At 50.6% G+C, this 13,276-nt stretch carries 9 protein-coding genes; 4 read left to right on the top strand and 5 right to left on the bottom strand.

Annotated features, from left to right (window positions below):
• Window positions 1–12: 12 nt before the first annotated feature.
• Both aroA and serC read right to left on the bottom strand, forming a co-directional pair.
• Complete coding sequence (gene aroA, locus FCN45_RS06835; protein ID WP_137385493.1) at window positions 13–1,299, bottom strand: 3-phosphoshikimate 1-carboxyvinyltransferase; 1,287 nt, start codon at window positions 1,297–1,299, stop codon at window positions 13–15.
• A gap of 80 nt (window positions 1,300–1,379) precedes the next feature.
• Window positions 1,380–2,465 (bottom strand): 3-phosphoserine/phosphohydroxythreonine transaminase, encoded by a 1,086-nt coding sequence (gene serC, locus FCN45_RS06830; protein ID WP_137385492.1) that lies wholly within the window; start codon window positions 2,463–2,465, stop codon window positions 1,380–1,382.
• 310 nt (window positions 2,466–2,775) lie between these two features.
• Here serC and ycaO point away from each other — a divergent pair, with 310 nt between their 5' ends.
• The 4 genes from ycaO (at window position 2,776) to pflA (ending at window position 9,014) form a co-directional block, all read left to right on the top strand.
• Complete coding sequence (gene ycaO / locus FCN45_RS06825) at window positions 2,776–4,539, top strand: 30S ribosomal protein S12 methylthiotransferase accessory factor YcaO (protein ID WP_137385491.1); 1,764 nt, start codon at window positions 2,776–2,778, stop codon at window positions 4,537–4,539.
• A 357-nt stretch (window positions 4,540–4,896) separates the two neighbouring features.
• Complete coding sequence (gene focA, locus FCN45_RS06820) at window positions 4,897–5,757, top strand: formate transporter FocA (protein ID WP_101760961.1); 861 nt, start codon at window positions 4,897–4,899, stop codon at window positions 5,755–5,757.
• A gap of 69 nt (window positions 5,758–5,826) precedes the next feature.
• Window positions 5,827–8,109 (top strand): formate C-acetyltransferase, encoded by a 2,283-nt coding sequence (pflB, locus tag FCN45_RS06815; RefSeq protein ID WP_137385490.1) that lies wholly within the window; start codon window positions 5,827–5,829, stop codon window positions 8,107–8,109.
• A gap of 164 nt (window positions 8,110–8,273) precedes the next feature.
• Window positions 8,274–9,014, top strand: coding sequence for a pyruvate formate lyase 1-activating protein (gene pflA / locus FCN45_RS06810; protein WP_137385489.1), 741 nt, complete (start codon window positions 8,274–8,276; stop codon window positions 9,012–9,014).
• Window positions 9,015–9,069: 55 nt separating this feature from the next.
• Here pflA and FCN45_RS06805 read toward each other — a convergent pair whose 3' ends face one another.
• The 3 genes from FCN45_RS06805 to FCN45_RS06795 all read right to left on the bottom strand — a co-directional run bounded on the left by FCN45_RS06805 (window position 9,070) and on the right by FCN45_RS06795 (window position 13,273).
• Window positions 9,070–10,221: an MFS transporter gene (locus FCN45_RS06805; RefSeq protein WP_110865841.1), complete on the bottom strand. Its 1,152-nt coding sequence runs from the start codon at window positions 10,219–10,221 to the stop codon at window positions 9,070–9,072.
• Between the two features lie 313 nt (window positions 10,222–10,534).
• Entirely contained in the window at window positions 10,535–11,827 is a 1,293-nt protein-coding gene (gene serS, locus FCN45_RS06800) for a serine--tRNA ligase (RefSeq protein WP_137385488.1), read from the bottom strand.
• A gap of 99 nt (window positions 11,828–11,926) precedes the next feature.
• Window positions 11,927–13,273: a replication-associated recombination protein A gene (locus FCN45_RS06795; protein ID WP_137385487.1), complete on the bottom strand. Its 1,347-nt coding sequence runs from the start codon at window positions 13,271–13,273 to the stop codon at window positions 11,927–11,929.
• Window positions 13,274–13,276 lie beyond the last annotated feature (3 nt).

The following is a 13,276-nucleotide window of genomic DNA, read 5'->3' as shown; positions in this document are numbered from 1 at the left end:
CGGGTTAGACGATCAGGAAGTATGACTGATTTTCGCCAACTGCTGGAAATAGCTCGGGAAAGTTTTCGCAGTGCAGCCTGGATCAAGGATGGTTACCGGCGTATCCGACAGAGCCACCAGTGCGAAGCACATTGCCATACGGTGATCGTTGTAAGTACCGATATCCGCATGTTGCAACTGAGTCGGGGGTGTAACACGAATAAAGTCGTGTCCTTCTTCTACTTCCGCCCCCACTTTGCGTAACTCAGTCGCCATCGCAGCAAGGCGGTCGGTCTCTTTTACGCGCCAGTTATAGATGTTGCGCATCAACGTGGTGCCTTGAGCGAAGAGTGCAGTAGTTGCAATTGTCATTGCCGCATCGGGAATATGGTTCATATCCATATCGATTGCCGTCAGCGATCCGCGTGTGCAAGAGATATAGTCATCTCCCCACTCAATCACTGCGCCCATCTTTTCCAGCACATCAGCAAAACGGATATCGCCCTGCACGCTGTTGCGGCCAATACCGGTTACACGTACGGTACCCCCTTTAATGGCAGCGGCAGCGAGGAAATATGATGCAGAAGACGCATCACCTTCCACCAGATAATCGCCCGGAGACTGGTACTGTTGCTGCCCTTTAACCACAAAACGCTGATAGTCCTGATTATCAACATCCACACCAAAGCAACGCATCAGGTGCAAGGTGATATCAATGTAAGGCTTAGAAACCAGATCGCCTTTTATGGTGATGATGGTGTCTTGCTGCGCCAGTGGCGCGGTCATTAGCAATGCCGTGAGGAACTGGCTGGATACACTGCCATCGACGCTGACTTCCCCACCAACAAAACCACCATTAAGACGCACTGGCGGGTAATCGGTCTGTTCGAGATAGTCAATCTTTGCTCCGCCCTGACGCAGTGCATCAACCAGATGACCAATCGGACGCTCTTTCATGCGTGGCTCGCCAGTCAGAACGATTGACTGCTCGCCCAAACACAGCGCGGCAGCCAAAGGTCGCATCGCTGTACCTGCGTTACCGAGAAACAGCTCAAGCGGTTTTTCAGCATGTAAAGGGCCCGCGTTACCTACCACTTCGCATACGGTGCGATCGTCTGAGAGCGTATAGCTGACACCCAGCGCTTTGAGGGCATTCAGCATGTGCTTAACGTCATCGCTATCAAGCAAGTTAGTCAGGCGGGTGGTGCCCTTTGCCAGCGCGGCCAGCAAGAGTGCGCGGTTCGAGACGCTTTTTGAACCCGGTAAGTTTACCGTGCCGTCAACGCGAGCAATCGGTTGTAGAGTCAGGGAGTCCTGCATGTGAAACCAAATCTCCAGAAAATACGAGACCCCATCGTGTGACGGGGTCTGATACCAGACAAGCTGGCATGAAAAAGCAATTAGCCGTGGCGACGTTCGAAATCGACCATGAACTCAGTCAGCGTTTTAACGCCTTCCAGCGGCATCGCATTGTAGATCGATGCACGCATACCGCCAACCACGCGATGGCCTTTCAACGCGTGCAGCCCAGCCTTGAGAGACTCTTCCAGGAACACTTTGTCCAATGAGGAATCGGCTAACTGGAATGGCACGTTCATACGTGAACGGTTTTTGCTTGCGACATCGTTGCGATAAAACGCACTGTTATCAATCACGCCATACAATAAGTCGGCTTTTGCCTGATTCAGTTTGTCCATCTCAGCCACGCCGCCCTTCTCTTTCAGCCATTTGAATACCAGGCCAGAGAGATACCATGCGAAAGTCGGCGGAGTGTTAAACATCGATTCGTTTTCGGCCAGCACCTTATAATCAAGGATAGAAGGCACATAACGTTGTGCTTTGCCTAGCAGATCTTCGCGCACAACCACTAAGGTTAAGCCCGCCGGGCCAATATTTTTTTGCGCGCCAGCGTAGATCACGCCATAGCGACTCACATCGATTGGACGAGACAGAATAGTAGAAGAGAGATCGGCAACTACGACTTTATCGCCAAAATCCGGCTCTTCATCGATAGCAATGCCATCAATCGTTTCGTTCGGGCAGAAATGGACATAAGCCGCATCATCATTTAACTGCCATTCACGCATTGGTAATAAAGCACGCTTACCATCACGCGTGGTTTTAATATCAATGGTATTTGGCGAGCAGAATTTCTCGGCTTCTTTAATTGCGCTGTGAGCCCAGTAACCGCCGTCAATATAATCCGCGGTTTTTGCATCACCCAGCAAGTTGCCGGGAATGGCCGCGAACTGCGCACGCGCACCGCCATGGCAGAATAAAACTTTGTAGTTGGATGGGATCTTCAGCAGATCGCGAAAATCTTGTTCTGCCGCTTCTGCAACAGCAATAAACTCTTTACTGCGGTGACTGATCTCCATCACCGAGGTGCCTAATCCGTGCCAGTTTGTCAGTTCTTGTTCTGCGCGACGGAGCACTTCTACCGGCAGCATAGCCGGGCCAGAGCTAAAATTATAAACCTGAGTCATTTCCCCTCACCACTGTCATATCGAACGGTTATGAATACCCAACCGGTTTTATCATTGCCTCCAGATAGCTGCAATCATTAATCCGGCAGCGATCACATTTCCAGAGCCAGCTCCACCGCAGCTTATGTCATAAATGCATTCAGCCATGGAATTTTGTGAGGTTGTTCCAGAAAGAAAAATCGGCAAGCGGAATGGCGTAACAACCTTAACCAGTCTGAGATAAATTTGGCTGACTGAATAGCGAAGCACGCATAAAACCCGTATTATTGCGCGCTTTACGCCCACCCCATTGACTTAAGAGAGCGCCACCATGACGCAAACGTTTATCCCCGGAAAAGACGCCGCACTGGAAGATTCCATTGCTCGCTTTCAGCAGAAACTGCAAGACCTTGGTTTCAACATTGAAGAAGCTTCCTGGCTGAATCCGGTGCCACACGTCTGGTCAGTACACATTCGCGATCGCGACTGCCCGCTGTGCTTTACAAATGGCAAAGGTGCTAGCAAAAAAGCCGCTCTGGCTTCAGCGCTGGGCGAATATTTTGAGCGCCTCTCTACTAACTATTTCTTCGCCGATTTCTGGTTGGGTGAATCCATCGCTAATGGTGATTTTGTTCACTATCCGAATGAAAAATGGTTCCCGCTCACCGAGGACGACAGCCTGCCAGAAGGCATTTTGGATGCGCGCCTGCGCAAGTTCTATGATCCTGATGAGAGCCTGGGTGCTTCTGAGCTGATTGATCTGCAATCCGGCAATGACGAGCGTGGAATTTGTGGCCTGCCATTTACCCGTCAATCTGACCAGCAAACAGTGTATATCCCGATGAACATCATCGGTAATCTGTACGTTTCGAATGGTATGTCTGCCGGTAACACTGCGAACGAAGCGCGTGTGCAGGGTCTTTCTGAAGTGTTTGAGCGTCATATTAAGAATCGCATCATCGCCGAATCCATCAGCCTGCCAGAAATTCCAGCAGAGGTGATGCAGCGTTATCCTGGCGTAATTGAAGCAATTGAACGTATGGAAGCAGAAGGTTTCCCAATCTTCTCATACGATGCGTCACTCGGCGGCAAATACCCGGTTATCTGCGTTGTGCTGTTCAATCCAGCAAATGGTACCTGCTTCGCTTCGTTTGGCGCACATCCGGACTTTGGCGTCGCACTGGAGCGAACCGTTACTGAACTGCTGCAGGGCCGTGGTCTGAAAGATCTCGACGTGTTCACACCGCCGACGTTCGATGATGAAGAGGTAGCGGAACACGCTAATCTGGAAACGCATTTCATCGATTCAAGCGGCCTGATTTCATGGGATATGTTTAAAGACGATGCCGATTATCCTTTCGTCGACTGGAGCTTTGCGGGTACCACTCACGAAGAGTTTGATACGCTAATGGCGATCTTCCGTGCGGAAGATAAAGAAGTCTATATCGCTGACTATGAACATCTGAGTGTTTACGCTTGCCGCATTATCGTGCCGGGCATGTCTGATATTTATCCAGCAGAAGATCTGCTGCTGGCAAATAACAGCATGGGCGCACCACTGCGCAAAACCCTGCTGGCGCTGCCAGACAGCCAATGGGAACCCGAAGCCTATCTCGAGCTGATTGTGCAACTGGATGAGGAAGGTCATGATGACTTTACTCGCGTGCGCGAGCTGCTGGGTCTGGCATCAGGCAAAGATAATGGCTGGTACACGCTGCGTATCGGCGAGCTGAAAGCCATGCTGGCGCTGGCCGGCGGCGACCTGGATCAGGCTCTGATCTGGACTGAATGGACGATGGAGTTTAATCAGTCCATCTTTAGTGAAGAGCGCGCAAACTACTACCGCTGTCTGCAAACCTTGCTGCTGCTGGCAATGGAAGAGGAACGCGATCCGCTACAATATCATCGCGCCTTTATTCGTATGTACGGCCAGGCTGCTGTTGAGGCTGCTTCAGCGGCAATCAGTGGCGAAGCGCCCTTCTATGGATTGCAAGCGGTCGATCTGGATCTGAAAGCTTTCCCTGCGCATCAATCATTACTCGCTGCCTATGAAAAGCTGCAGACAGCTAAACGTCGTTATTGGTCACAAAAATAGCCTTAACGCTTAAATTTCCATTTATAGAAATTAGGGTATTGGTCAATGGCACTGAAAAAAAATCAGTGCCGTTTTTTTATATTGATTATACAAAGAGATTTAAGTGCATTATTAAATAACAATTCAGCTTTAATCGTTAATGATATTTAACAAAATCTAGTCTTGCCGCAGCCACCTTCAACTTATTTTGCATAAATTAAAAATTATTTATTAAAATAAATTCAATAACTTAATCAGCACTCAGACGCATTTACGCTTCGCTTATCAGCGACCTTCCGGTCAAATATGATCCACATCAATTTCTGACCTATACTCCTTTGTTAATATCTTTACAGGCAATTTTTGGAGAGCGTTAGTGTGAAAGCTGACAACCCTTTTAATTCATTATTACCGGCGGCAATGGCGAAAGTTGCAGAAGAAGCCGGCATATATAAAGCTACTAAACGTCCTTTAACCACCTTCTTCCTTGCCATCACTGCTGGCGTATTTATCTCAATCGCATTTGTCTTCTATATCACTGCGACCACCGGAAGTGGAGCAATGCCCTACGGCATAGCAAAACTGATCGGCGGTATCTGTTTCTCGCTCGGTTTAATGTTAGTCGTGGTGTGCGGTGCTGACCTGTTCACCTCAACTGTTTTGATCGTGGTAGCAAAAGCCAGCGGCCGTATCACCTGGCTGCAACTCGGTCGACACTGGTTGACGGTCTATATCGGTAACCTGTTTGGTGCGCTGTTCTTTGTCGCGCTGATCTGGTTAGCCGGTGAACACATGGTGGCGAATGGTGCCTGGGGTTTGAATGTCCTGCAAACCGCTGACCATAAAATGCATCACACCTTTATTGAAGCAGTGAGTCTCGGCACGCTCGCCAACCTGATGGTTTGCCTGGCGGTATGGATGAGTTATTCCGGCCGCAGTCTGATGGACAAAATGTTTGCGATGATCCTACCGGTGGCGATGTTTGTTGCCTGCGGTTTTGAACATAGCATTGCCAACATGTTCCTTATCCCGATGGCCATCGTTATCCGTGATTTTTCCAGCCCGGAATTCTGGCAAATGGCTGGTGCAAGCGCAGCACAGTTCCCATCACTAAGCGTTAGTGACTTTATTGTTAACAACCTGATTCCCGTGACCATCGGCAACATTATTGGCGGCGGATTATTAGTCGGTTTGACCTACTGGGTAATCTATCTGCGTGGCGATGAGCCGGTGCATTAATGAATTGGTACGGGCGTGCTGAGTCAGCGCGCCATACGTCAAAGTCTCCCTAAATAAGGCAGGTATATCATGTCCGAACTGAATGAAAAAATGGCGTCAGCCTGGGAAGGATTTAGCGCCGGCGAATGGCAGAACAGCGTCAACGTCCGTGACTTTATCCAGAAAAACTACACACCGTATGAAGGCGACGAATCCTTCCTCGCTGGCGCGACGCCGGCCACAACTAAGCTGTGGGACAGCGTACTTGAAGGGATCAAAATCGAGAACCGCACCCACGCGCCGGTAGATTTTGACACCGATCTGGCTTCAACCATCACCTCTCACGATGCCGGCTACATCAGCAAATCGCTGGAAAAAATCGTTGGTCTGCAAACTGAAGCACCTTTGAAACGTGCCATCATCCCGTTTGGCGGCATCAAAATGGTTGAGGGTTCTTGCAAGGTTTATGGCCGCGAACTTGATCCCGCGCTGAAAAAAGTCTTCACTGATTACCGCAAAACCCATAACCAGGGCGTGTTCGATGTTTACACCCCTGACATCATGCGCTGCCGTAAATCAGGCGTGTTGACGGGTTTACCGGATGCCTATGGCCGCGGTCGTATCATCGGTGACTATCGCCGCGTTGCGCTGTACGGCATCGATTTTCTGATGAAAGACAAAGTTGCGCAGTTCAATTCTCTGCAGAGCGATATGGAGAATGGCGTTGACCTCGAAGCCACCATTCGCCTGCGTGAAGAGATCTCTGAACAGCACCGCGCACTGGGTCAGATCAAAGAGATGGCTGCGAAGTATGGTTCAGATATCTCGCTGCCCGCTGCCAATGCTCAAGAAGCCGTTCAGTGGACTTACTATGGCTATCTCGCGGCGGTGAAATCTCAGAACGGTGCGGCAATGTCCTTTGGTCGCGTATCTACCTTCCTTGATGTGTATATCGAGCGCGATATTCAGGCCGGAAAACTGACTGAAGAAGAAGCACAGGAACTGATTGACCATCTGGTGATGAAACTGCGTATGGTGCGCTTCCTGCGTACGCCTGAATACGATGAGCTGTTCTCCGGTGACCCAATCTGGGCAACAGAATCACTGGCGGGTATGGGCGTCGATGGCCGTACTCTGGTGACTAAAAGCACCTTCCGTTTCCTGAATACGCTTTACACCATGGGGCCATCTCCGGAGCCAAATATGACCATCCTGTGGTCAGAAAAACTGCCGGTTAACTTTAAGAAATACGCCGCAAAAGTGTCTATCGATACATCCTCATTGCAGTATGAGAATGATGACCTGATGCGTCCTGACTTCGACAACGATGACTATGCTATCGCCTGCTGCGTTAGCCCAATGATTGTCGGTAAGCAGATGCAGTTCTTCGGTGCGCGTGCCAACCTGGCAAAAACCCTGCTGTACGCAATCAACGGTGGCGTTGATGAAAAACTGAAAATGCAGGTGGGTCCGAAAGAAGCACCAATCACTGACGAGATTCTTGATTACGACATCGTGATGGAGCGCCTGGATCACTTCATGGATTGGCTGGCTAAGCAGTACGTCACCTCCCTGAATATCATTCACTACATGCACGATAAGTACAGCTACGAAGCTTCACTGATGGCGCTGCACGATCGTGACGTTTATCGCACCATGGCCTGTGGTATCGCTGGTCTGTCTGTTGCGGCTGACTCACTTTCTGCCATCAAATACGCCAAAGTGAAAACCATTCGTGATGAAGATGGTCTAGCGGTAGACTTTGAAATTGAAGGCGAATATCCGCAGTTTGGTAATAACGACTCTCGCGTTGATGACATGGCGTGCGATTTGGTTGAACGTTTCATGAAGAAAATTCAGAAACTGCAAACCTACCGTAACGCGGTGCCAACGCAGTCAGTGCTGACCATCACTTCTAACGTGGTTTACGGTAAGAAAACCGGTAATACGCCAGACGGACGTCGTGCGGGTGCGCCATTCGGTCCGGGTGCTAACCCAATGCACGGCCGTGATCAGAAAGGTGCGGTGGCTTCACTGACCTCCGTCGCGAAACTGCCCTTTGCTTACGCGAAAGACGGCATCTCTTATACTTTCTCCATCGTGCCAAATGCGCTGGGTAAAGATGATAACGTGCGTAAAACCAATCTTGCTGGCCTGATGGATGGATATTTCCACCATGAAGCCAATATTGAGGGCGGTCAGCATCTGAACGTTAACGTGATGAACCGTGAGATGTTGCTGGATGCGATGGAACATCCTGAAAAGTATCCGCAGCTGACCATTCGCGTATCCGGTTATGCTGTGCGCTTCAACTCGCTCACCAAAGAGCAGCAGAAAGATGTAATTACCCGTACGTTCACTCAGTCGCTGTAATCGTAGTTCACTGAGATTGAAAGGCTCCTGCGGGAGCCTTTTCTCCACAAGTCCGTTTTGCCAGTTTGCTGGTGCTGGCGACCTGGCAAAATCGACTTTCACTTTTAGAGCACAACATAGATTGTGCTGCCTGATATTCAGGCCCACCTGGAGAACTCATCGCAATGTCAACCATCGGTCGTATCCACTCCTTTGAATCCTGCGGCACCGTTGACGGCCCAGGCATCCGCTTCATTACCTTTTTTCAGGGCTGCCTCATGCGCTGCTTGTATTGCCATAACCGCGATACATGGGACACGCATGGCGGTAAAGAAGTTACCGTTGAAGAGTTGATGAAGGATGCGCTCTCATATCGTCACTTCATGAATGCATCTGGCGGTGGCGTGACGGCGTCGGGTGGCGAAGCGATCTTACAAGCGGAGTTCGTGCGTGACTGGTTCCGCGCTTGCCAGGCAGAAGGCATTCATACCTGTCTCGACACTAACGGCTTTGTTCGTCGCTACGATCCGGTGATCGATGAATTGCTTGATGCCACTGATTTGGTAATGCTCGATTTAAAACAGATTAACGATGATGTGCATCAGATTCTGGTGGGCGTTTCCAATCATCGTACGCTGGACTTTGCGCGCTATCTGCAGAAGAGAGGCAAACGCACCTGGATCCGCTTTGTAGTGGTGCCTGGCTACTCCGATGATGATGACTCCGTTCATCGCTTGGGTGAGTTTACCAAAGATATGGATAACATAGAGAAGATCGAATTGCTGCCTTACCACGAGTTAGGCAAACACAAATGGATCGCCATGGGCGAAGAGTACAAGCTGGATGTTGTTAAGCCGCCGAGCAAGGAAACCATGGAGCGAGTGAAGAATATCCTCGCCAGCTACGGCCATGAAGTGATGTATTAACCGCAAACAAAAGGGGAACCACCGGCTCCCCTTTTTACTATTTCATGGGAATGCGTTAAGCATGTGCGACAGGAGTAGCCTGATGATCGGCTTTGCGCAGTAACATCACCAGATAAACCAGTGCAACTGCAGCAATCATCACAAACAGCAGGCGGTCAGAGTAATTCTGCATCAGCATTGACGTCATTCCCGGCCCCACCAAACTGCCCACGGTATAGCTAAACAGTAACGCCTGATTCATTGCCACTAACTCATGATGCGCGACGGTTTCGCACGCCCAGGACATCGCCACCGGATAAAGTGTAAAACCCGCAAGACCCAGCACAAACAGCGCTGGCGCCATCGCAGTATCACCTAACATAGCAATCGCACCCAGGATAACCACAAACACTTGCACACGCAGCACCATCAGGCGACCAAAGCGATCGGCTAAACGTCCTACCGGCCACTGACCGACAATGCCGGAGCTGACCAGTAACGCCATCCAGTAACCGACGTTTGCATCACTCATGCCCTGATGTGACAGATACAATGGCATCAAGCCATAAAGTGAGCCGAGAACGATACCGGAAATAATGCAGCCATTGATGCCGAGACGAGAACTACGACGACGCAACATAACCCAAAGGCGCCCCGTTGAAGCTTCTTCTGTCGCAGCGCTGGAATTGACATGCACAAATACTACCGGCAATACCGCACAGATAATCAGTGCAGTCACCCATGGAATCACGTGGAGCAGCTCGGTTGACACGCGGCTCACCAGCAACTGGCCTGCAACAGTGCCGAGGTAATAGATGATCATATAAGCCGCCAGCAACTGACCGCGATTGCGCACGGTACCGCTGCATAACAAGGCACTCTCAACCACCACCCAAATCAGTGCACAACCGACACCTGCGGTAAAGCGCAGTAATGTCCAGCTATAGAAACCATCCAGTATCACCATGCCCATGGTCGCTACGGCAAAAAGCACGCTGGCGAGGTAAAAACAGCGATTAAAACCATAACGAGTAATCAACCAGCCCGCGAGCAAGGTGCCCAGCAAGTTTCCGGTGTAATACGATGAGCTAGCCATTCCCACTTGCCAGGTTGGCAATTGATCATGGGTAAGCCAGAGCGGTACCAGCGTATTAAGCACAGCGATAGACACCGTCATAAGCATTAAGCCGCAAAGCAGCAAAACGACGGGGCGCGACCAGGTTGACATAGGGAATAAAACCAAAAGAAATGACGATAATTGCGCGCAGTTTGCCATCGGCTATCTTAAAGTCAATGTGCAAAAATTCGTCGCCGCACGATTTGCTGCGGAACAATTTATTTTTTTTATCTTCAGAGGGTTAGAAGCATGATGAGGGATACAAGTGCGGCATCTATCTATTTGAATTTACGATTTTTAATGGTTAATAGCCATTTCTTGTCGATAACGTTTATTTCTTATTAATTCCGACTAAAAAATAATTATTTTGCCGCTTAAGAAACAGAAAACCCGGCATTGCCGGGTGTATATAATTGCGCGTTGATTAGCCAACGAATTCCAGTCCGCCCATATAAGGACGTAGTACTTCTGGCACTTCGATGCGGCCATCTGCTTGCTGATAGTTTTCAAGCACAGCCACCAGAGTACGACCCACTGCCAGACCAGAACCGTTCAGCGTGTGCACCAAACGCGGTTTCTTGTCGGTTTTGCTACGGCAGCGCGCCTGCATACGACGAGCCTGGAAATCACCCATGTTGGAGCAAGAAGAGATTTCACGATAGGTGTCCTGTGCTGGCAGCCAAACTTCCAGGTCGTAAGTCTTGGAAGAGCCAAAGCCCATATCGCCGGTGCAAAGCAGCACTTTACGGTATGGCAGATTGAGCAACTGAAGCACTTTCTCTGCATGGCCCACCAACTCTTCCAGTGCATCCATGGAGGTTTCAGGCGCCACAATCTGCACCATTTCCACTTTATCGAACTGGTGCATACGGATTAAACCACGCGTATCGCGCCCGTACGAACCGGCTTCAGACCGGAAGCATGGCGTGTGCGCAGCAAGTTTGAGCGGCAAAGATTCTTCTTCAACGATCTCATCACGCACCAGATTGGTCAGCGGCACTTCAGCGGTAGGGATTAGCGCATAATTGCTGCTACCCGCTTCTTCGCCCAGCGGCTTGGTATGGAACAAATCTTCACCAAACTTCGGCAGCTGTCCGGTGCCATACAACGTTTCCTGATTCACCAGATACGGAACATAGGTTTCAAGATAACCGTGCTGCTGCGTGTGCAGGTCAAGCATAAACTGGCTAAGCGCACGGTGCAGACGCGCAATCTGGCCCTGCATCACAATGAAACGTGAACCCGTCAGTTTCACCGCGGCGGCAAAGTCCAGACCTTTGGCGGCTTCACCCAGCTCAACATGATCTTTCACCGGGAAATCGAACTGGCGCGGCTGGCCCCAGCGGCTGACTTCCTGATTCTCGCTGTCATCTTTACCCAACGGGACTTCGTCAACCGGGAGGTTTGGCAATGCGAAGGCAAAGTCACGAATTTCGTTCTGCAGGGCATCCAGTTCTGCTTTAGCCGCATCCAGGCGTTCGCCCAGCGCGTTCACTTCCTGACGCAGCGGCTCGATGTCTTCCCCACGTGCTTTGGCCTGACCGATGGATTTGGATCGGGAATTACGCTCAGCCTGCAGATTTTCAGTTTCTACCTGCAAGACTTTACGACGCTCTTCAAGCGAACGTAAGGTTTCCACATCCAGTTTAAATCCTCGGCGTGCCAGTTTTTCTGCGACTGCGTCTGGCTCGTTACGCAGCAGGTTGGGATCGAGCATGCTAATCCTGTGTAATAAAAGGTTGATTGAACGAATGGCGGGACTTGCATCCCTATGGAATGCAATGAAATCCTTGCTCACCTTACCGTAAGGTGTTTATCAGCGGTAGCGTTTTATCGGGCTATTTTGATCCTGCTCAGCCAGCCAGGCGAGTTTTTCGCCAATTTTCCCTTCGAGCCCGCGATTAGTCGGTTGATAGTAGCGCGTCTGCGCCATTTCAGGCGGGAAATAGACTTCGCCAGCGGCATAGGCGTTAGTCTCGTCGTGCGCATAACGATACTCTTTGCCCAGCCCCATCTCTTTCATCAATTTGGTTGGGGCGTTGCGTAAATGTTCCGGCACATCGTAGTCAGGAAATTCGCGCGCATCGCGCATCGCGGCTTTGAAAGCGGTGTAAACGGCATTACTTTTGGGTGCACTGGCAAGGTAAACAATCGCCTGCGCAATCGCCCTTTCGCCTTCGGCTGGACCGACGCGCGTAAAGCAATCCCATGCTGCTAACGCAACCTGCATGCCGCGCGGATCGGCGTTACCCACATCTTCCGAGGCGATAGCCAGCAAACGGCGTGCGACATACAGCGGATCGCCGCCTGCGGTGATGATTCTTGCATACCAGTAAAGTGCCGCATCAGGTGCTGAACCGCGAACAGACTTGTGCAGAGCGGAGATCAGATCGTAAAAACGATCGCCTTTGTTATCAAAACGCGCCGCTCTTTCACCGGAAACTTCGTTGAGTAATTGTGGCGTTAATTCACGCTGGCCTTCGGCATTGCTTTCAGCCATATCCGCCATCATTTCAAGCGTATTCAATGCCCGACGTGCATCACCGTTCACCAGTTCCGCTATCATACGGCGCGTATTATCCGGCAGCACAATATCGCTTTTGCCATAACCGCGTTCGTCATCCTGCATCGCCTGCAACAGAACCTGTTCAATATCTGCAGTGGTAAGAGACTTGAGTAAATATACGCGGGCACGCGAAAGCAGCGCCGAGTTGAGTTCAAACGAGGGATTTTCTGTGGTGGCACCAATAAACGTAATGGTGCCATCTTCAATATGCGGCAGGAAAGCATCCTGCTGACTTTTGTTAAAGCGATGGACTTCGTCGACAAACAGGATGGTGCGTCGACCCACCTGACGATTTTGTCGGGCACGCTCGATCGCTTCACGAATCTCTTTCACCCCAGAAGTGACAGCAGAAATGCGTTCAACATCAGCTTTACCGTAATGGGCGATAATCTCGGCTAATGTCGTTTTCCCTGTCCCAGGCGGTCCCCACAAAATCATCGAATGCAGATGCCCGGCCTCAATGGCGCGCGGCAGCGGTTTCCCGGGCGCCAGCAAATGCTGTTGCCCAATGTAGTGTTGCAGCGTCGCCGGCCGCATACGCGCGGCCAGCGGCTGAAACTCATTCGGTGGAGCGAAATCCAGAGACAGGTTACTCACCGT

The organism is Pantoea sp. SO10 (genome assembly GCF_005281435.1).
Taxonomy (GTDB): Bacteria; Pseudomonadota; Gammaproteobacteria; order Enterobacterales; family Enterobacteriaceae; genus Pantoea; species Pantoea leporis.
Note: the sequence above shows the minus strand (reverse complement) of the source record. Positions and strands in the feature narration are given on the sequence as shown.

Excerpts from the sequence above, each read along its gene's own strand:
- aroA (WP_137385493.1), bottom strand. The coding sequence starts at position 1,299 with ATGCAGGACTCCCTGACTCTACAACCGATTGCTCGCGTTGACGGCACG.
- serC (WP_137385492.1), bottom strand. The coding sequence starts at position 2,465 with ATGACTCAGGTTTATAATTTTAGCTCTGGCCCGGCTATGCTGCCGGTA.
- ycaO (WP_137385491.1), top strand. The coding sequence starts at position 2,776 with ATGACGCAAACGTTTATCCCCGGAAAAGACGCCGCACTGGAAGATTCC.
- pflB (WP_137385490.1), top strand. The coding sequence starts at position 5,827 with ATGTCCGAACTGAATGAAAAAATGGCGTCAGCCTGGGAAGGATTTAGC.
- pflA (WP_137385489.1), top strand. The coding sequence starts at position 8,274 with ATGTCAACCATCGGTCGTATCCACTCCTTTGAATCCTGCGGCACCGTT.
- FCN45_RS06805 (WP_110865841.1), bottom strand. The coding sequence starts at position 10,221 with ATGTCAACCTGGTCGCGCCCCGTCGTTTTGCTGCTTTGCGGCTTAATG.
- serS (WP_137385488.1), bottom strand. The coding sequence starts at position 11,827 with ATGCTCGATCCCAACCTGCTGCGTAACGAGCCAGACGCAGTCGCAGAA.